The sequence below is a fragment of the Sphingomonas sp. NPDC079357 genome, from assembly GCF_044901155.1.
Classification (GTDB): domain Bacteria; phylum Pseudomonadota; class Alphaproteobacteria; order Sphingomonadales; family Sphingomonadaceae; genus Sphingomonas.
Genome location: NZ_JBJDOM010000002.1, coordinates 175,633 through 198,895, shown reverse-complemented (window position 1 = coordinate 198,895; position 23,263 = coordinate 175,633). Strand labels below are relative to the sequence as shown.

1 protein-coding gene is annotated in these 23,263 nt (G+C 63.9%); it reads right to left on the bottom strand.

What is annotated here, in order from left to right; all coding sequences use genetic code 11:
• On the bottom strand, positions 1-23,237 hold a 23,237-nt coding region (locus ACI2JO_RS09875), incomplete at its 3' end, for a YDG domain-containing protein (RefSeq protein WP_404720533.1).
• Positions 23,238-23,263: the final 26 nt, after the last annotated feature.

The window sequence follows — 23,263 nt, the reverse complement described above, 5'->3', positions numbered from 1 at the left end:
CGTCCGCCACCATCAACCGCCGTGATGGTCAGGCGCCCGTCATTCACGGTCAACTCGTAATTGTCGCTCACGCTGAGCGAACCCGGGTGAACACGATAGGTACCGGCCTGCTCGCCGGCCTCACGCACCGGCGTGCCAGTGATCTGATCGCGGTCTACTAAGGAACCGCCAATCAGCGTATAGCCAAGCACCGGATCGGCTTGCCCGGCTGTCTTGGTGGCGTCGGCGATCTGGACCGTCAAAGCGCGACGCGTGATCGTACCGTCGGCATCCACCAGCCGCACCGAGTAATTGCCGCCGTCGTTGCCGTCGGTCAGCGTGTACCCGTCGACCTTGAGCAAGCGTTGCCCGGCGTTACGGTCCTCGAAGGCCTGCGTAGCCGTCGCCTTGTCGCCGTCGACAAGGCCCGTGATCCGGGCCACGCCGCTAGAGGTGACGGTACCGTCGTAGGTCTTGGTGTCGGAGACCGCCGACAATTGCAGCACCGCCCGCGCGACATCCGCGATGCCCAGCACTGTGCCCGACGCCAACACGAAGTTGCCGAGCGTGTTGCCGTTCAGCGTGTATCCGCCCAGCGTCACGCTCTTGCCTGTGCCCGCGTTGCGGTCGACGAGCGTCCCATCGACCCCGCTCGTGTCAAGCGTCACGCCATCCGCCAGCAGCAACGCCCGCGTCGCGTCGTCATCGGCCGCGGCCGTGAAGGTCAGGCTGCCGAGCTGATCACGGCGAAGCGCCATCGTCCCGTCATAGGTCTTTGCCCCATGCCCCGACACGCCGATCGCAACGCGGCGGGCGGTAACGGTGCCAATGTCCGCCGATGCCCGATCGCTGCCGAGCACGTAATTGGCGGCATCATCACCCACCAGCGTCATGCCAGTGACCGTGACCGTCTTGCCGGTGCCCGCGTTTCGATCCGCGAAGCGCGCCCCGTCGGTTGTCAACGTCACCGCGTCGCCCGCGACGAACCCGGTCAGGTTGATCGGCGTAACAGTCGCCGCGTCAGTTCCGTCGTAGATCTTCGTAACCGTTCCGGTGAGCCCGCCCGACAACAGCTTGCGGTCGATCTTGCCTGCGGCGTCGACCTTGACGATGCGATAATTACTGCCGTCGTTGCCATCCGCGATCGTCCAGGTGTCGGCGCTGATCGTCTGCGTCCCGGCGCTCTTGCTGCCAAACGCCTGCGTCACGCCGCTGATCGTGTCGCCAACGACGAGACCCGAGACACCCACCGTCCCGCTGGACCGGCGCGTGCCGTCATAGACCTTGCTGTCGTCACTCGCCGTCAGCGTCAGCACTGCCTTGCTGATCGTCGCGCTTCCCGAGCCTAGGTCGGACAGCAAGTAATCGTCCGCATCGGCACCGCCAAGCATCAGGCCGCTCAGCACCACCGCCTTGCCAACCCCGGAGTTGCGATCGAGGAAGCGCAACGCACCGCCGCTGCTATCGAGCACCAGGTCATCACCCCCGATGGCATTGGTCAGGCTACCGATCGTACCCGTCGCGGTCGTGCTGCCGTCGTAGACTTTGTCCTGAACCGTTACGGCCGCGCTGACCAGACGACGATCGATCGTACCAGCGACTTCGCTACCCTTGGTCACGACATAGTTGGCGCCGCCGTTGCCATCGTGGATCATCCAACCGTCGGCGACCTGCAACAGCCGGCTGCCGGCGTGGCGGCTGTCGAACCGCTGCTGCGCGTCGACGGTGTCGTCGACCAGCAACCCCGATGCCAGAACCGACTTCGACGATACCGTCGTGCCGTCGTAGCTGCGCGTGTCGGCAACCGCCTGCAGCGTCAGCGCATGCGGCGTGATGGTCGCCGTACCCACCGCGATGCGATCGAGGGCGTAATTCGCGGCATCAATCCCGGCCAACGTCGCGCCTTCGATCGTCACCGCCTTGCCAGCGCCGGCATGGCGATCGACGAACGCGAGCCTGCCGCCGGACAGTTCGACCTTGTCGTTGCCGATCAGGTTGAACAGCCCGCCAAAGGTGCCGGTCGCCAACGTGGTGCCGTCATATTCCTTGTTATCGACACTCACCGCCGTGGTCAGCAGCCGCTGGGTGATGGCGCCAGCGGCGGTATCACCCACAACGACGTCGTAGTTGGCGCCATTATTGCCGTCAGTGACCGTCCAGCTTCCGTCGATCACACGCAGCACGCGAGCCCCGGCGTTCTTGCCATCGAACGCCTGCTTTGCATCCACGCTGTCGTCGGTCGCCAGGCCGGCGACGCGGACCTGCGCCTTGGAGTCGGTGGTGCCGTCATAGGCGCGGGTGTCCGATGCGGCGCTGAGGGTCAGCGTCGCACGAGCGATATCCGCCGTTGTCGCGTTGATCGCGTCGAGGACATAATTGCCGGCCTCGCTACCGTTGAGCGTCGTCCCTGTCACGGACACGACCTTGCCAACACCCGCGTTTCGATCCGCGAAGGTGAAGCTCCCTCCGGCGATCCCGACCACATCATCCTTCAGGACATTGGTCAACTCCGAGTAATGCCCCGTGGCGTGGATGGTGCCATCATAGACCCGGTCGTCTGCACTGATGGTGGTTGTTACCAGCCTGCGGGAGATGGAGCCGGTGGCATCGATGGTGCGGACGTCATAATTGCCGCCGCCGTTGCCGTCGGTGATCAGATGCTCCGAGACCTTCAGGACGCGCGTGCCGGCGTTGCGGCTGTCGAACGCCTGCCTGGTCTGGATGCTGTCGCCGTCGATCAGCCCGCTGATCGTTACCGGTCCGTTCGAGGCAGTCGTGCCGTCATAGACCCTGGTGTCGTCCGATGCCGTCAGCGTCAGTGCCGCCCGGGCCACATCCGCGGTTCCCAGCAGCGAACCTGACGCCAGCACGAAGTTGCCCAGCGTGTTGCCGTTCAGCGCATAGCCGGTCAGCGTCACGCTCTTGCCGGTACCTGCGTTGCGGTCGGCCAGTGTACCGGTCATGCCGCTGATATCCAGCGTCACCCCTTCGTTGGCGAGCAGCGTCTTGGTCAGGTCGTCGTCCTCACCCGCGCTCAACACCAGCGTGCCATGCTGCGTCACCTTCAGCGCCGTGGTGCCGTCATAGGTCTTCTGCCCGCGGCCGGTCGCCGCGATGTTCACCGTGCGCGCCGTGATCGTGCCGACATTGGCCGCGGCGCTGGTGCTGGTCAGGTCGTAATTGTCCGCATCACGCCCACCAAGCGTCATGCCGCTGACGGTGACGGTCTGGCCCGTCCCGACGTTCTTGCCGGCATAATGCGCCGCGGTGGCATGGACGTCGACCGCGTCACCCTCCACGACCCCGGTAAGGTTCGTGCCCAGCAACGTCGCGACGTCGGTCCCGTCATAGACCTTCGACACCGTGCCCGTCAGCGAACCATCGATCGCCTTGCGACTGATCGTGCCGTTCGCCACCTTCGCGTCGATCGTGTAGTTGCCGCCGTCATTACCGTCAGCGATCGTCCAGCTGTCGGCGCTGATCGTCCGCGTGCCGGCGTTCTTGCCGTCGAACGCCTGCGTCACGCCGCTGATCGTGTCGCCAGCGACGAGACCCGAGACACCCACCGTCCCGCTGGACCGACGCGTGCCGTCATAGACCTTGCTGTCGTCACTCGCCGTCAGCGTCAGCACTGCCTTGCTGATCGTCGCGCTGCTGTCCGCGACCGCGTCCAGCACGTAATTGCCCGCCTCTGCACCGATCAGGCTCAGCCCGGAGACCTTCACCGCCTTGCCCGCGCCCGCGTTGCGATCCGCAAAGACGAACAGCCCGTTGCCGTCCACGTTCACTTCGTCCCGGTCCTGATCCAGCACACCGGTCAACCCGGTGATCGATCCAACCGCATCGGTCGTGCCGTCATAGACCTTGTTATTGACCTGTGCGGCGGCCCGCAGCGAACGCGCGGTGATCGTTCCGGCGACCGGGTCGCCTAAGCTCACCGTGTAGTTGTTGCCGCCATTGCCATCACCGATGCTCCAGGTCGCAACCTGCAACTTGCGGCTGCCGACGTTCTTGCCGTCGAATACCTGCGTCGCGACATAGCCGTCTCCGGTGACCAGGCCATCGGCCTCGACCCGCCCGTTCGACGTCACCGTCCCGTCATAGACCTTGCTGTCCTGCACCGCGCTCAGCACCAGCGCCTTGCGCGTCACCGTCCCGGTGCCCGTCGCAACGCTCGCCAGCACATAGTTCGCCGCGTCCAGACCACTCAGCGTCGCACCGCTCACCGTCACCGACTTGCCCGTTCCCGCATTGCGATCCGCAAACGACAGCGCCCCGCCCGACAGCGACACCACATCGTTCGAAACCACGTTCTGGAGCGAACCAAACGTCCCCGTCGCCGCCGTCGTACCGTCATACTCTCGCGTGTCGACCGTCACCGCCGTCGTCAAAACGCGCTGTGTGATGGCGCCCGCGGCCGTATCACCGATTGAGACGGTGTAATTGTCGCCGCCATTCCCGTCCGAGACGATCCAACTTCCGTCGACAACATGCAGGACGCGTGCGCCAGCATTCTTGCCATCGAAGATCTGCGTGGCGACAACGCTGTCGCCGGTCGCCAGCCCGATGGCACGGATCAACGCCGTCGATTTGGTGGTGCCATCATAGGCGCGTGTGTCGGTACCGGCGTTCAGAACCAGCGCGGCGCGCGTGATGCTGGCGGTGGTGTCGGCGATGGTGTCGAGCACGTAATTGCCCGCATCTGCACCGCTCAGCGTGGTTCCGCTGACCGTGACGGTCTTGTTTGCCCCGACGTTGCGGTTCGCAAAGACCATGTCTCCGCCAGTCGCCGCAACATCGTCATGCTGCATGACGTTGCCGAGATCGGCATAATGCCCCGTGGCGCGGATGGTGCCATCATAGACCCGGTCATCTGCACTGATGGTGGTTGTTACCAGCCTGCGGGAGATGGAGCCGGTGGCATCGATGGTGCGGATGTCATAATTGCCGCCGCCATTGCCGTCGGTGATCAGATGCTCCGAGACCTTCAGGACGCGCGTGCCGGCGTTGCGGCTGTCGAACGCCTGCCTGGTCAGGATGCTGTCGCCGTCGATCAGCCCGCTGATCGTTACCGTCCCGTTCGAGGCAGTCGTGCCGTCATAGACCCTGGTGTCGTCCGATGCCGTCAGCGTCAGTGCCGCCCGGGCCACATCCGCGGTTCCCAGCAGCGAACCCGACGCCAGCACGAAGTTGCCCAGCGTGTTGCCGTTCAGCGCATAGCCGGTCAGCGTCACGCTCTTGCCGGTACCTGCGTTGCGGTCGGCCAGTGTACCGGTCATGCCGCTGATATCCAGCGTCACCCCTCCGTTGGCGAGCAGCGTCTTGGTCAGGTCGTCGTCCTCACCCGCGCTCAACACCAGCGTGCCATGCTGCGTCACCTTCAGCGCCGTGGTGCCGTCATAGGTCTTCTGCCCGCGGCCGGTCGCCGCGATGTTCACCGTGCGCGCCGTGATCGTGCCGACATTGGCCGCGGCGCTGGTGCTGGTCAGGTCGTAATTGTCCGCATCACGCCCACCAAGCGTCATGCCGCTGACGGTGACGGTCTGGCCCGTCCCGACGTTCTTGCCGGCATAATGCGCCGCGGTGGCATGGACGTCGACCGCGTCACCCTCCACGACCCCGGTAAGGTTCGTGCCCAGCAACGTCGCGACGTCGGTCCCGTCATACACCTTCGACACCGTGCCCGTCAGCGAACCATCGATCGCCTTGCGACTGATCGTGCCGTTCGCCACCTTCGCGTCGATCGTGTAGTTGCCGCCGTCATTACCGTCAGCGATCGTCCAGCTGTCGGCGCTGATCGTCCGCGTGCCGGCGTTCTTGCCGTCGAACGCCTGCGTCACGCCGCTGATCGTGTCGCCAGCGACCAGACCCGAGACACTCACCGTCCCGCTGGACCGACGCGTGCCGTCATAGACCTTGCTGTCGTCACTCGCCGTCAGCGTCAGCACTGCCTTGCTGATCGTCGCGCTGCTGTCCGCGACCGCGTCCAGCACGTAATTGCCCGCCTCTGCACCGATCAGGCTCAGCCCGGAGACCTTCACCGCCTTGCCCGCGCCCGCGTTGCGATCCGCAAAGACGAACAGCCCGTTGCCGTCCACGTTCACTTCGTCCCGGTCCTGATCCAGCACACCGGTCAACCCGGTGATCGATCCAACCGCATCGGTCGTGCCGTCATAGACCTTGTTATTGACCTGTGCGGCGGCCCGCAGCGAGCGCGCGGTGATCGTTCCGGCGACCGGGTCGCCTAAGCTCACCGTGTAGTTGTTGCCGCCATTGCCATCACCGATGCTCCAGGTCGCAACCTGCAACTTGCGGCTGCCGACGTTCTTGCCGTCGAATACCTGCGTCGCGACATAGCCGTCTCCGGTGACCAGGCCATCGGCCTCGACCCGCCCGTTAGACGTCACCGTCCCGTCATAGACCTTGCTGTCCTGCACCGCGCTCAGCACCAGCGCCTTGCGCGTCACCGTCCCGGTGCCCGTCGCAACGCTCGCCAGCACATAGTTCGCCGCGTCCAGACCACTCAGCGTCGCACCGCTCACCGTCACCGACTTGCCCGTGCCCGCATTGCGATCCGCAAACGACAGCGTCCCGCCCGACAGCGACACCACATCCTTCGAAACCACGTTCTGGAGCGAACCAAACGTCCCCGTCGCCGCCGTCGTACCGTCATACTCTCGCGTGTCGACCGTCACCGCCGTCGTCAGGGTACGACGGTCAATGATCCCCGCAGCCGAGGCCAGCGAAACAGTATAGTTATTTCCGTCGTTGCCATCCTGCACCTGCCAGCCGTCCTGAACGATCAGCAAGCGGGCGCCCGCATCTTTACCGTCAAATGCCTGGATGGCAGTGAAGCTATCGTTGTCCTTCAGTCCGATCGCGCGCACCCGAGCATTCGAGTCAGTAGTGCGATCATAGGTCTTCCGGTCGTCGACCGCGGTCAGGGTCAGCGCGGCCTTGGTGATCGTGGCGGTTCCATCAGCAAGCGGCGCCAGCTCGTAGTTGCGTGCGTCCATTCCCGTCAGAGTCGCATTTGAAATCGTGACGGTCTTGCCGGTGCCGACGTTGCGATTTGCGAACGTCAGCGTGCCGGTGGCGGAAACGATCTCGTTGCCGACGAGGTTTTCGAGCGCGCCGAATGTGCCGGTCGCCCCGGTGGCTCCGTCATAGACCTTGTCGTCGACGCTCACCTTCGTGGTCACGACGCGCTTGGTGATCGTGCCGTCGGTGTTGACCGTCTTCACCGCATAGTTACCGCCGTCATTGCCGTCGGCTATCGCCCAGTCGCTGATCACCAGCGTTCGTGCGCCGGCATCCTTGCCGTCGAAATGCTGGCTTGCCTGCACCTGATCCCCGACCACCAGACCATCGACCGCAAAGCTGGCGGACGATCGGTTGGTGCCGTCATAGCTGCGGCTGTCCGCACCCGCCGTGAGCGTCAGCACCTTGCGCGTGATGTCCGCCGTACCCAGCGCCACGCCCGTGTCGAGCACGTAATTGCCCGATGCATTATTGGCGAGCGCATAGCCCGACAGCGTGACGACCTTCGCGGTGCCGGCGTTACGGTCCGTGAACACGCCATTGACGCCAGCGTCGTTGAGCGTCACGCCATCGGCGTCCAGCATCGCGCGCGTGTCGCTGTCGGTGGCCTGCGCCAACAACGAGCCGAGATCGGCATGGCTCAACGCAATCGTGCGGTCATAGACCTTCGAGCCCGCGCCCGTGGTCGTCAGGACGACGCGACGCGCCGTGATCTCGCCGATGTCGGCCGAGGCGTGATCCTGATCGAGCACGTAATTGGCCGCGTCGTCGCCCGCCAGCGTCATGCCAGTGACCGTAACGCGCTTGCCCGACCCGACGTTGGCATCGGCGAAGGTTGCATTGGTCGCCGCGATGTCAACGTGATCGCCCCTGACGACACCCGTCAGGTTCGCACCTGTCAGCGCCGCAGCAGTGGTGCGGTCATAGGTCTTGCTGACCGTGCCGGCCAGCGCTCCGCTCAGTCCCTTGCGGGTAATCGTTCCGGTCGCTTCGACCTTCACGACGCGGTAATTGCCACCTTCGTTACCGTCGCTGACGGTGAAGCCGTCTTGAACGCGCAGGAAACGCGATCCGGCGTTCTTGGCTTCGAACGCCTGGGTTACGCCGTCGATCTTGTCGCCGTTCGCCAGGCCGGCAACGGCCACGACGCCCGCCGACGTGGTGGTGCCGTCGTAGGTTCGGCTATCCGCCACCGCCGTAAGCGTAAGCGCCGCACGATCGATGTTGCCGGTGCCGGACGCGATCGTCCCCAGCTCGTAATTGTCCGCCTGCCGCCCGGCCAATCTCGCGCCGGTGGCATTTACCGCCTTGCCAGTGCCGGCATTGCGATCTGCGAAGGTGAGCACCGCGTGGCTGCCATCGACGGTGACCTCGTCGTCACCGAGCACGCCCGCAAGGCCGTCAACGGTGCCCGTCGCGACGACAGTGCCGTCATAGACCTTGTTATTAACCGTCACCGATGCGCCAATGATGCGCTTGTCGATGGTCCCCTGCGCCACTTGGCCGAGCGAAACGACGTAGTTCCCCCCGTTGTTTCCATCGACCACACGCCATCCGGCATCAACCTGCAGGTCATGCGTGCCCGCCGTCACGTCTGCGAACGACTGGGTCGCAACGACCTCGTCACCCTCAATCAGACCGGTGGCCGTGACCCGTCCTGCGGAATTTGAGGTACGATCATAGACCTTGCGATCGGTGACGGCGCTTAGCGTCAAGCCCTTGGCCAAGACCGTGCCGGTCCCGCTGGCGAGCGACGCAACCGTATAGTTCTGCGCGTCGTCCCCCGTGAGGGTGATGCCGGAAGCGTAGACGGTCTTGTTCGCGCCGGCGTTCCGATCGGCGAAGGTCAGCGTCGCGGCATCAGGATCGACCGCGACCTTGTCCGTTCCGATCTTTCCGGTGAAGCTGTTGAACGTACCGGTCGCAGCAGTAGTGCCGTCATAAATCTTGGTATTGATCGTGAAGTCAGCAACCAGCGCCTTGCGGTCGATCGTCCCTGCCACCGCGGAGCCGAGGCTGACCAGATAGTCGTTGCCGCCGTTATCGTCGATGACGGTCCAGCCGCTGACCTGAAGCAGGCGAGAACCCGCATTCTTGCTGTCGAACGACTGTGTCGCAACCACGCTGTCGCCGGTAAACAGGCCACTGAATGTTGCCGTACCCTGCGATGAGCTGTCGCCGTCGTAGACCTTGCGATCGGCGACGGCGGTGAGCACCAGATTGGCGCGGCCGATCGTCGCTGTGCCCTTGGTCACGGTGATCGGATCAAGCACGTAATTGTCGGCGTCCGCGCCCTCCAGACGCGCATTTGAAACGGTCACTGCCTTATCGATGCCGGCATGGCGATCGGCGAAGGCGAGATCCGCAGCAACGCTCAGACGGTCATTTTCCACCATGTTGGTGATTGTGCCAAAGGTACCGGTCGCCACGGTCGTAGCGTTATAGGTCCGGTCATTCGCGCTCACCGAGCTGGCAACGGCGCGCTTGCTGATCGTGCCCGCGCCATCCTTCCTTTCGACGGTGTAGTTGTCGCCGCTGTTGCCATCGGTGATGGTCCATTCGCTGACCCTGAGCGAGCGGTCTCCGGCGTTCTTGGAATCGAACACCTGCTTGGCCACAACGGAGTCACCACTGACCAGCCCGCTTTGGCTCACATCAGCCGTCGAGCTGATCTTACCGTCGTAAACCTTCGAGTCGCCGACCGCGGTCAGCGTCAGGATCTTACGGGCGACATTCACGATACCCTGTACCGGCCCGGGAGCGAGCACGTAATTGCCCGACGCATTGTTGCCGAGCGCAAAGCCCGTCAGCGATGCGCTCTTGCCGCTGCCCGCGTTACGATCCGCCAGCGTGCCGACGATGCCACCAGCGTCCAGCGTGATCGCATCTTCCGTCAGCAGTGCCGTGGTCGCATCGTCTCCATCGGCCATCTTCAGGACCAGAGAACCGAGATGCGAAGCATCCACCAAGGCGGTACCGTCATAGGTCTTCGCGCCGGCGCCGCTCGCCGTGATCACCACTTGACGCGCCAGGATCTCGCCGACGTTGGCTGCCGCATGGTCGCTGTCGAGCACATAATTGCTGGCATCATCGCCGGTCAGAGTCATGCCGCTTACCGTCACCAGCTTGTTGGTGCCGACGTTACGATCGACATATTCCGCGGTAGTTGCCGTGACAGTGACCCGGTCGGTGTCGATCACGCCCGAAAGGTTGGTCGGCAGGATCGTGGCCGCAACGGTACGGTCGTAGACCTTTGAAACCGTACCGCTCAGGCTGCCGCTGATCGTCTTCTTGTCAATCGTGCCAACCGCTTCCACCTTGCGGACGGAGTAGTTCCCGCCATCGTTACCGTCACTCACCGTGTAACTGTCAATCAGCAGCGTGCGATCGCCCGCGTTCTTCTCGGCGAACGCCTGCTTGGCAAACGCCTCGTCTCCGGTAACCACCCCTTCGATCTTCACCGTGCCGTTCGAGGCGCGGGTTCCATCATAAGTCTTGTGGTCGCTGGCGGCGGTCAGCGTCAGGATCGCCTTTTTGATATCGGCCAGACCCTGAACGCTGGCGTTGACCAAAGCGTAATTGCCCAGACCGTTGCCGGTCAGCGTATAGCCCGTCAGCGTCACGCCCTTGCCGGTGCCCGCATTGCCATCGGCGAAGATGCCGCTGACCGATGAAGTCCCCAGGGTAACGTTGTCAGTCGACAGCAGCGTTTGGGTGGCCAGGTCGCCATCGGCCATGACGAACCCCAGCGTTCCAAGCTGCGTCGACGAGAGCGCCGTCGTGCGGTCATAGGTCTTCGAGCCGCTTCCGCCGACCGTCACCACGATCTGACGCGCCGTGATCGAACCGATGTTGGCCGAGGTATGATCCTGATCCAACACATAGTTTTCGGCATCATCACCAGCCAACGCCATGCCGGTCACGGTGACCGACTTGCCGGAGCCGACATTGACGCCGTCGTACTGGGCGCTGGTTGCTGTCACCGAAACCGCATCGCCCGAGACTACGCCGGACAGATTGGCCGGCAGGATCGTCGCAGTATCGGTTCCGTCATAGACCTTGGTGACACTGCCGCTCAGACTGCTGCTGATCGTCTTGCGATCGATCGAGCTCGTCGCGTCGACCTTGACCACCTGATAATTGCCGCCGCCATTGCCGTCGCTAATCAGCCAGTGATCCGCGCTCAGGGTCCGGCTACCAGCCTTTTTGCTGTCAAACGCCTGCGTCACGCCACTGATCGTGTCGTCGCCAATCAGACCGGTGACATCCACCGCACCATCTGATGCGGTCGTGCCGTCATAGGTCTTTGCGACGGCCGAAGCGGTGAGCTTCAGAGTCGCCTTGGTGATGTTGGCCGTGCCGCTGCCCAGGGAGCCAAGTGTGTAGTTGCCCGCATCCGCACCGCTTAGGGTGGCGCCGGTGACGACCACCGCCTTGCCGTTGCCGACATTCCGATCAAGGAACTTCAGTACGCCACTGGCCGCGTCTATCTGTACGGCGTCCTGGTCCACCACGCCGCTCAGGCCCGTGAACGTGCCAGACGCAGTGATCCCACCGTCATAGACCTTGTTGTTGACCGTTACAGCGGCGTTGATGACCCGCTTGTCAATCGTGCCATGTGCAGCGCTGCCAAGCGTCACGACGTAATTCTGCCCGCCGTTGCCGTCGCTGACAGCATAATGATCGACCTGCACGTCGTGCGTACCCGCCGTCCGGCTGGCGAAGACTTGGCTGGCGATCACCGCGTCGCCAGTGATCAGACCGGTAGCTTGCACCGCGCCGCCAGACGCGACCGTACCGTCGTAGATCTTGCTATCGTCAACCGCCGACAGCAACAACGCCCTGGCATTTATCGTGCCGGTGCCGCGGGCAACGTCGCTGAGCACGTAATTGCCCGCGGCGCCGCCGCCCAGGGTCGCCCCCGTCACCGTTACCGCCTTGCCAGCACCCGCATTCCGATCGGCGAACGAAAGCACGCCGCCGCTTACCGTCACATCCTCGTTATCGACCACGTTCTGCAGGGTGCCGAACGTGCCCGTGGCATTCGTGGTCCCGTCATAGTCACGCGTCTCAACGGTGATCGCTGTGGTCAGCACCCGCTTGTCGATCAAGCCCGCCGATGTCGCGAGGGTGACATCGTAGTTGCCGCCGCCGTTACCGTCGTTGATGCTGTATCCGCTATCGACCGACAGCACGCGCGCGCCAGCGTTTTTAGCGTCGAAATGCTGGGTCGCGGCATAGCTGTCGCCCGATATCAGCCCGCTAACCACGACAATCCCACTCGATGCGGTGCTGCCGTCATAGGTCTTTCGATCAACGCCAGCTGTCAGCTTGAGCGCCGCCTTTGTGATCGACGCCGTACCGTCGGCCACCGGTGCGAGCGTGTAGTTGCGTGCATCGGCTCCCGTAAGCGCCGCATCGGAAACGGTGACAGCCTTGTCGGTTCCGGCGTTGCGATCTGCGAACGTCAGCGTGCCGGTGGCGCTCACCGTTTCATTTTGGACAAGGTTCCGAAGTGCGCCAAACGTGCCCGTCGCGTCCGTTTTACCGTCATATACCTTGTCATTGGCGCTGACCGTCGTGGTGACCACGCGCTTGTTGATCAACCCGTCCGCCGTGTTGGTAGTGACGGCATAGTTCGCGCCACCATTACCGTCCGCGACGGTGTAGCGGGTGACGTAGAGTTGCCGGCTTCCGGCATCCTTGCCTTCGAACGCCTGCTGAGCGTCCACGGTGTCGCCGACGATCAATCCGGAGAACTTGACGAGCGCCGCTGAATCGACCTTCCCGTCATAGGTCTTGCTGTCCGTCGCGGCGTTCAGCGTCAGCGCCTTGCGTGCGACGTCAACGATCCCCTGTACAGTGGCGCCGGCCAGGACAAAATTGCCCAGATTATTGTTGACCAGCGAGAAGCCGGTCAGCGTTGCCACCTTGCCCGTGCCAGCGTTGCGATCCGCCAGCGTGCCATGCAGATCGTCGGCGTTGATGCTGACACCATCCGTCAGCAACAGCGCCCGCGTGTCCGCGTCCGCAGCCACGACGGCCAGCGTGCCGACCTGATCATGTGCAAGTGCGGTACTGCCGTCATAGATCTTGCCGCCAGTGCCAGTCGTTGCCGTATTGATAACGCGCGCGGTGATCGTGCCGACATTGCCCGATGCATCGGTGCTTTGCAGCACGTAATTGTCGCCGTCGGTGCCGCCCAGCACCATGCCGCTGACCGTCACCAGCTTGTTGATGCCGGTATTTTTGTCCGCGTAGTGGGCGCTGGTCGACGAAACGCTTACGCTGTCGCCTCCGACGATCCCCTGCAGCGACGCTCCTGACAGGATCGCATCGTCGGTCCCGTCGTATGCCTTGCTGATCGGATTCGTCAGCAGCCCGGAAATCGTCTTTTTGACGATTGTGCCGGCCGCATCGTTAACAACAACGGTATAATCATTGCCGTTATTGCCGTCGTTGATCGTCCAGCCGTTGACCTTGACCTTGAGCAAGCGATCGCCCGCATTCTTGCCGTCGAACACCTGGATCGCCGAGGCTGTATCGTCGTCGATCAGCCCCTCTATCTTTGCCTTGAGGGCGGAATCTACGTTGCCATCGTAAGTCTTGCTGTCGGTGACGGCGCTAATCGTCAGCGTAGCCCGCTTGATGTTCGCTGCGCCATTACCGATGGCAGCGAGCAGGTAATTGCCGGCGGCGGTGCCCTTCAGCCCATAGCCCGCGACTGTCACCGCCTTTCCGTTTCCGGCATGGCGATCAAGGAATGACAGTTCGGTGAGGCTGGTGTCGAGCGCGACATCGTCGTTGTCGATCTTGTTCGTCAGCGCAGTGAAACTGCCGGTTGCTGTCTTTTTGCCATCATAGACCTTGTCGTCTGCAATCAGGCTGGTGGATAGCAGACGCTGGCTGATCGTACCGTCGGCTGCGATCCCCTTGGTCACCACATAGTTCGCGCCGCCGTTCCCATCGGTGATCGTATAAGCGTCGTTCACCTGCAGCTTGCGGCTACCCGCATTGCGGCTGTCGAAGGACTGATTGGCCGCAACGCTATCGCCCTCGACCAAACCGTTGGCTTGAACGATTCCACCGGACGAAATAGTCCCGTCGTACGTCTTGTTGTCGGTAGTGGCAGTCAGGAGCAGCGCCTTGGGCGTAATCGTCCCGATATTGCCCGAAACGTTCGATCCGACGGTGTAATTGGCGGCATCGTCATTGGTCAGCGCCAAAGCACTGACGCTGACCACCTTGCCGGTACCGGCATGACGGTTGGCGAAAGTGCCGGTCACACCATTGGCCACCGAAACCTTGTCTCCCGCAAAGACACCGGTGAGCGCCACGTTGTCTGTCGTCAACGAGACGGTTGTCGCCCCGTCGTAAACCTTGCTGACCGAACCCGTCAGACCCGCCGTCAGGGCGAACGGGGTGATCGCGCCAACGTTCCCGGACACGTTGGCTGCGACCGCGTAGTTGCTCGCGCCATCTCCTGTCAGCGACAAACCTGTGACCGTGACGAGCTTGTTCGTGCCGACATTCTTGTCGGAATACAAACCGCCGGTCGGCATGACTAACGACACCGCCTCGGAGCCGATGACACCGGTCAGCGTGTAGTTTGACGCTTGGAGCGTCGCTGTCTTGCCCGAGTCATAGACCCTGTTGACCGCACCCGTCAGCCCAGCAGTCAGCAACTTGGGGGTAATGACACCGATCGTGCCCGTCACGAAAAGCGTACCGAGCTGGTATCCATACACCTTGGTGGTGCCGTCACGGACGACAACCGCAAGGTCGTCCGCCAGCACCGTCTTGCCCGTGCCGGCATCCTTGGTGTCGAATGAAGCGGTCGAATAGACGGTCGCGTGCTCGGTGCCGTTCAGCCCCGTGACAAGGAAGTTCGTCTGCGCGAGATTGGCGTCGGTCGTGCCGTCATAATCGCGGCTGTAGGTGCCTGTCAGCGCGACCGAGATGCTGGGAGACTTATTGTAGAGTACCCCGTTCCCGGTGTCGAGCGCCGGGGTCGTCGACCCAAACACCGCACCATATTGGCGGAAGGCGAGCTTCAGGCCGCCCAGCGAGTCGCTTGCCGACGATTGCGACCACAGCAGCCAGCGGCCGTTCGGGGTCGACAATGCCGAGGCTCCGGCATTGTTGATGACCTTGGTGCCCGTCGTCAGGTTCAACGGCGTTCCACCGCCCGCGGCGACGACCGACGCATTGCTGGCGATTGTCAGGTCGCTGCCCGCGCGGATCAGGCCGGTCTGTGTCGTGACATTGTCGTTGATGGTGAGCGCGCTCTGCGTGGTGAGCGACAGATTGCCGGTCACCGCCAGCTTGCCGAGGCCGCTGATCGCGTTCGACGAACGCGTCAGCGCGAGCGAACCGGCCGAACCGCTCAGCCCGCCGGTCGTCACATCGACCGACTGCGTGACCGCGCCGACCGCGTTCAGCGCGAGACCGCCGGACGCGGTCAGCCCATCGGTCCCGCCTACTGCGATCGCCCCGCCCGACAACAGCGACAACAGGCCGGAATATGTCTTGGCGCTCGCGGTCGTGTTGAAGCTGAGCGACGCCGCGTCGAGCGACCCGAACGTTACCGAGCCGTACGCCGCGCGATAGGCGTTGGCGGAGATCAGCGCGGGGAGGATGTTGCCATCGACCACGAATGCACCGCCCGCCTGCGGACGCAGCGTCAGCGCACCGGTGGTGTTGAGCTTCGCAGGCGCGCCGCTGCCGTTGTTGAGCGCCATGGCGTTGGCGATCAGGGTCAGACCGCCGCTGCCGCCGGCCCCGATCAGTGCCGCACCGTTCGGCCCCTGATAGATGCCGAGGGACGTGCCGCCGGACACCCGGCCGTCCAGCGTCACCGCGCCCGATCCGGTGGTGTTGATCAGCGGAGTGCTGCCCGAACCCTGGTCGAGGTAGATGCCGTAATTGGTCGTTCCCGAACCGCCACCACCAGTACCGGTGATCGTCGTCGCACCGCTGGACGCCGAGGTGATCGACGACGCGGACACATAGACGCCGACATTGCCCGAGGCTCCGCCGCCACCTTGGCCGCCGATCGCGACCTTGCCGGTCTGGCCGGTGCCGCTGAACCCGACCGTTGACCCCTTCAGCACCACGCCTGCCAGATTGCCGCCGGTGCTGCCCAACGCATCGCCGGAACCACCGACCAGCACGTCGCCGCCTGCTGCGGTGACGATCGCATTCTCGATGTGAACCGCGTCCGAGTTGGCGTTCTGCAAGGTCTTGCCATAGACGGTCAGACCGCCGGTGCCCGCCGTGACGCTGACGCCGGTCAGGTTGACACCGCTACCCTGACCCGATCCGCCTGAAGCGCTGTAGCCGTAAAGGCGAATGGCGCCCGCGCCCGTGGTCGACAGCGAGGCATTGTTCGCGCTGGTCAGCCCAAGCCCGGTCGTGGCCGACACGCCACGAATTTCGATATCGCCGCCCCCTGCGTTCAGCTGACTGGGATCGGCCAAGGAGATCTGCGCGCCGGTCGCCGTCAAAGTATCGCTGAAGGCCAGATAGTTGGCGCGCGACACGCTCGGATCTACAACCGGGGAGCTCGTTGCCGAACCGCCGCGAAGCAAGATGGTGCCGCCGCGCGTGGCGATGGCACTGCTGACAGTCACCGTCCCGGTCGTGGCGTCATGCGCACGACCGTTCAGCGTAACGTTCAGCTTCCCCGCGCCCGCCGCGGCAGTGATACCGTTGGCGATCGTGACGTTGCCGTCGGAGTTGACGGTCAGGGTCGAGGTTCCGGCCGCATTGGCAATCTTGGTGATCGCCGCGGGGGTGAGGTTCGACACGGACGACAGCGTCATGTCGCCGGTCGCCCAGTTGATCGCGCCGGTGGTGAGCGTCGTTCCGGCGTTCAGTGACAGGGCACCGCTGTTCGTCGCAGCCGGCTGGGTGATCGTGCCGGTCGAGATGCTTTTCAGCGCCGTCATCGCCAGCGAAGACTTGGCGGAGATCGTCCCGGTCGAGATCGTGCCGGTATCGTTGCTGGCAAGCCCGCCCGTGAACGTGCTTGCGCCGCCGAGCGTCAGGTTGCCAGCGGCAATCCATTGCCCGGAGGCGGTAAGCGCACCGTCGAAGCTGGCGCTGTTCGAGTTGCCCGCGATCTGGACACCGCCGCCCGACGACGTGATGCTGTTCGTGAAATTCCCCGTCTGGGTGATCGCGCCGAACATATAGATCGTCTTGTTCGACGAAACGTTCAACGCGCCGCCCGTGACGTTATAGGCCACGGCAGACTGTCTGCCCGACGCTGAATAATTGTCAAAGCCCCAGGTCGCGCCGGAATCTGCCGTCGCGGTGATGTTCAAGCCGCCCGCACCGGCATTGATCGTGACGGGCGTATTATAGTCGTTGCTGCCGAAGGCGATCGCGGACGTGCTGGAATTGCCGACCGGCGCGGACACCCCGCCCGCCCCCGTCAGCGTGACCGAGTTCGAGCCGGTGATCGTGACGGCGCCGGTAGCATCGAAGAGGATGCCCTGTTGGCTCTTTGTATTACCGCTGGTGGTCGAATCGCCCTCGATCGACACGTCCTTGCCTGAGATCGTCAGCGCGGTGGTGCCGGTCTTCCACACGCCGATGCCGCCGACGCCGGTGCCCAACAGGGTGACATTGCCGGTCGTGGTGACGCTGGACGCGCTGGATTGGTCGAAGGCGATGCCGACATTGGCGCCCGCCTTACCCGTCAGCTTGATGTCCCCGCTGCCACTCTGGATGGTGGTGCCGAGGATATTGAGGCCCCGGCCCGTGCCCCCCGTCGCATCGCCCGTGATGCTGATCGCGGCGTTACCGCTGGTCTGGACCGACGAGCCGGACTGGAGACCGACGCCATTCATGGAGCCGATGCTCGTCCCTCGCAGCGTGATGGCGCCGCCATCAGCGGAGCCGCGCCGCGCATCCAGCGCACCGGTACCCGTCACGTACAGCCCGCTGGCGTTCGAATTACCGGTCGCCGCTCCACTAGCAGATGCGTCCCCACCTCCGATGAGGATTGCGCCGCCCTGCGTGGTGATGGACTTGAATATACCGACGCTACCCGTCGCCGCGCCACCCGATCGCGACGCGATCGTCACGTCCATCTTGTTCGCACCGGCCTCGGTCGTGATGGCGTTGCTAATCGTAACGTCGCTGGCCGAAAGGAGCGTGAGCGATGAATTCGCCGTCGACGTGCTCTTTCGCGTGATCGACGCTGGCGTCAGCGCCGCACCGGCATCGAGCGTCAGCGCCGTCGATCCGTTCAGCGTGATCGCGCCGGTGGTCAGTGCGCCAGCGGCCTTGATATTGCTCGCGGCCGCCGTCTTCAGGTCGATCGCGCCCGTCGTCACCGCGGCGTTCGCCGAGGTGATCGACACGAGCCCGGTCGTGCCGGTCTGGCTGATCGCCTGCGTGCTCACCGCCTGATTGCCCGTGATCGTCAAGGCTGCGCCCGAGGTCAGCGAGTTGGTCGCCGTAACAGTCGTCGTTCCCTTGAGCGTCAAATCCTTGCTAGTCGAGATCGCGCCAAAGGTGCTTACGGCACCGGCAGCGGAACTGATCGTCAAGGCGTCGGCGTTCGTTCCGGTGTAGCTATTGACATAGACCAGGCCGCTCGACGTGCTGATGACACTGGCACCACCGCCGGTTTGCGTGATCGTACCACGGTAATATACCGATTTGTTGCCCGTTATGTTCACCGCGCCAGCGGAATTTATCGTCAATCCTGGCGCCGTCTCGTTGGGACTGGCCGAGTTGTTTGTCCAGTTGTCGACACTGAAACCAGCGCCCGTGTCAGCGCCGGTACCATCGATAACAACGCCCCCCGCACCAGCGGTCATGTTGACTTTCGCAACATTGTCACGGCTGCCGAAGGAAATGGCGGAAGCACTACTATTGTTGGAGGCATTGCTGCCACCGACGCCTATGATCGACAGCTTGCCCAGCGCGGTCACGGCGAAGGCATTGGTGTTGTTGAACAGGATGCCGTTCCTGCTATCCGCACCGCCCAGCGAACTGCCCGTCAGCTTGACGTTTTTGCCGGACAGGGTGCCGGACGTCGCGGTCGTGTCCACCAGGATGCCGACATATTTGGTCGACGTGCCGGTCAGGGTCAGATCGCCGTTGGTCGAGACGGTAGAAGACGACGAACCCGTGATACGGATGCCCGACCCGTCCTTGGACGTCCCATTGGCATTGGTGGTCGTGCCTTGCAGCGTGATGCTGCCCTGATCGGCGGACAAGCGGCCACCCTCGATGATCAGGCCGGTATAGCTGGCCACGGTGCTGCCGACAGCGGTGATCGTGCCGGTGCCGGTGGTCCGCACGGCGCCGCGCACCGACACACCGACCGTCGAGTTACCATCGGTATTGGCCCCCCGCATCAGGATGTTGCCGCCACCGGCATCAAGGAGCCCCGCCGTGCTCACGAAAAGCCCGGTGCCCGAGGACGACGCAGCCGAACCGCTCTTGTCGGTCGCCGATCCGCCATACAGATTGATGTCGCCGCCAAGGCTGGTGATCGTCGAGGATACGGTGATGGCACCGCTGGCGGAATCGGTGGCGCGGCTGTTCAGATTGATGTTGAACTTGCCCGCGCCCGATTCCGCCGTGATTGCGGAGTTGACGTTGATATCTCCGGCCGACTTGATGGTCAGCGTGGAGTTGCCGGTCGCCGATGCCTTTTTGGTGATCGTGCCGAAGCTGGTCGTCGTGCCGCTTAGCAGGGTGTCGCCGGTCGTCGCCAGCGTGATGTTGCCGATCCCGACACCGCCACTGGCCGCCGCGATCGTGACCGTCCCGCCGTTCGACGTGAAGTCCGGCAACGCGATCGCGCCAGTGGCGCTACGAATTTCCGTCGCCCCACCGGCCGTAATGCTGCCCCCGGTGATGGAGATCGCCTTATCGGCATTTGCCCCGGCATTGATCGACAATGCGCCACCGGCGACGATGGTGGACCCGGTGGTGAGATAGCCATTCACCGATGCCGCGCCCGTGGCAGCGGCCGCGTTCAACGTAAGAGCGCCGCCCGACTGCAGAATCAAACTCGTGCTTTGCTGGGTACGTCCAATGAGTATTGCGCTTTTCGGACGGGTCGTATCGCTCGAAAACCCGCTCACGCCCCCCGTCGCGGTCATGGTGATCGCGCCGCCCGTCTTGATCGTATGGCTGCCATTCGCACCGCCGCCGCCGCCCGTGCCGACGATCGCGATACCCTCCACCGAATTGGTGCCGGAAGAGGTGCCGGTCAGGCTGATATTGCCGGTGGTCGACGTGACGGAGACCGCGCTGTCGGAATTGATCATCAACGCCGTGTCGGCGCCCGTCGCGGTGCCGGTCAGCGAGATGTCGCCCGACACGCTGCTGATCGAAGCGGAATTTCTCAACAGAGTACCGACGCCGCCGAACGCGCCGCCCGCGCTGCTGCCGTTGATAACGATCGCGCCGGCGGTCGTGGCCACATTGCCCCAGAGATCGGCTCCGTAATTGTTATTGCCGACCGCCTTGATGCCGATCGCGCCGCTGCCGCTGGTCTTGACCGTCGTACCGGCGTCGAAGCGCACGGCGGCCGTCCCGGCGGCCCCGACGGCGGTGTTGGTCTGCTCACCCGCAAAGCCGATATTGCCGCCCCCGGCGTTGAGCACCGTGCTCGATCCCGAAACCTGGACGCCGAAATTATCGCCATTGGCCTTGGCGGTGCCCGCCGTCGCGAAAGTCGTCGGATCGGTGGCGACCGGCGCGACCGATCCACCCCAGCCTGCGATATCACCACCTTGCGTGGTAATGTTGCTGGCGATCTTGATCGCGCCCAGCGCGCCGTCTTTGAAACGGCTGTTCAGATAGACGTTGAGCTTGCCCGCGCCCGCCGAGGCGGCAATCGCGCTGCTGACCGTGACATCGGAATCGGACTTCAGGCGCAGCGTCGAGTCGCCGACGCCCCCCGACTTGGTGATGCCGGAGGTGAGATTGAGCGCGTTTCCGCTGTAGAGCTCGATCTGACCGGCACCGTTCTGGGTGATCGCGCCAGCGGTTATGGATTTGGCGGCCGTCAGTTTGATGTCGCCAGGCCCGCTGACGGCACCGACCGTCACATCGCCGAAAACACTCTGAAAGGTGACACTTCCAGCCGCTCCAGTAGCTGATACAGCATTGGCAAGCGACAGCCCCCGCGTACCAATGATCCTCAGGTTGCCGCTACTGGAAATCAGCGCAGTCGATGCGCTGTAAAGCGATGGGACGGTTGCGCTTCCATTTGTACTCTGTCCGTCAAGAAATAAACCGCCCGTTCCGGCCGTAATTTCTTTAGCATCTGAGGTAATTTTGATGCCGTAGCTACCAGCGCTGGATGCACCACCATTCAGCGATATGTTCCCACCATCCTTGGTAACGATGGAAGAGGCACCTGAGATGGTGATTCCATTACCCGTGCCGTTGGTGTTCGCCCAAAGCCAGATATTACCACCGCCGGCATCAATTTTAGCACCGCTGATCGTAGCGGCATCGCCAGCAGCCGTATTAATCCAGTCGTCGCCGTCAGCCCCGCCGCCGACATTAAGATTACCGCCGTTCAGCTTGATATTGTTGTTGATGGCAACATTGCCAGTCTTGTTGGTGCTGCCGACCTGCACGCCCAACACCAGGTCGAGCTTGCCGACCCCCGATCCGCTTACGTCGACCGCACCGTTCAGAATAATGCTGCGATAGGCGTTCAGCACCAATTTGGCGTTCGACGCGCCCGAACTCTTTGAAATAGTGGTGCCCGCCGCCAGCGTGATGTCGCCATTGCCGCCACCGCTGCTGCCGGTCGCGATCAGCACGTTGGTGCCCGCGTTCAGCGCGCTGTTGATCGCAGCAACGTCGGCAGTCGACGTCGATGCCGTGGGCGTGAAGGTCAGCGGCGACGTGCCCGCGAAATTGCCGTTGGTCGTGCCGCTGGTGATCGTGATGTCCGACGGATCGAGCAGCCACTGGCCCGCCGCGCCCTGCCCGCCGAGCGCGTTGACGCTGCCCAGCGCCTGCAACGTGCCCTTGGACGAGGTTTCCACCCGACCGCCGCCCAGCGTGCCCTGCGCGTCCACGCTGCCGAGGAAGTTGGTATAGGCGTCGGACCACAGCACCGCCGCGCCGCCCTTGCCCGCGCTGCCCGACACGTCGACCTTGGCGCTGTCGGCCATCACCACCGCATCGGCATGGCCGATCGCGTGATCGGCCAGCGCCAGCGAGGAATCTGCGCCGCCCTGCCAGTCGCCGCCGATCAGCACGGTGCCGCCGCTGGTGCCACTGGCATCGACCAGCGCCTTGTCGCCGACCAGGACGTTCTTGGCGGTCACTTCGACCTTGCCGCCCGCGCCATCGGCGGTGCGGGCGCGCAGCGTGCCGGTCAGTTGCGCCTCGCCGCCCTCGGCGGTCAGGAAGATGCGGCCGCCGCGCGTATCGACGCCCTGGGCGTTGACGATACCCGCCGTGTTACCGGCCAGCGCATAGACGTTGCCGCCCTGCGCGCGCAGCTCCGCCTCGGCCGCCCGGATCGCGCCGACATTGGTGGCGGACGTGCCGTTGCCGCCCACCACGACCGAGAACCTGCCGTTCTCCAGCCCCCGGTCGCGCAACAGCACCTGATAGCCGGCAAGCAGCCCGACGCTGCCATTCGCGGCCTCCAGGCTGCCCTCGTTCACCACCTTCGCCGCGACGAGCGCGACATCGCCGCCCGCCGCACCGATCCGGCCGTAGTTGATGATCGACGCCTCGCTCGCCCCCGCCAGCGTCAGGCTGCCGCCCGCCAGGAACCGCTCGTTGGTCAGGTCCTGCGTCGAGGCGACGAATGAACCGCCGACGTCGACGCGCCCTTCACGCCCGAAGACGATGCCGTTGCGGTTGATGAGGTAGACCGACCCGCTCGCGCTCAACAGCCCGTCGATGCTGCTGACGTTCGCCCCGGTGACGCGGTTCAGCGTCGCGCCCGAACCGTTCTCGACACGGACGCTGCCACCCTTGCCGATCGAGAAGTCGTTCCAGTCGATGATCGCCTTGTTGCTCTCCTGGCGGATCGTCAGCCCCATGCCCGATTGCTCGATCGCGGCCTGGCCGACCACGACCTGGCCACCGGTTGGCAGCGTCTGCGCACGCACCGGGGTCACACCCGGCAACAGGCCGCACAGCGACAGGCCGAAGATTGGCAGACGGGCGAACAACGAACGCTGGCTGCGGATAGCAAAGCTCTTCATGACGTAACCCTGTTTCCAAACATGCT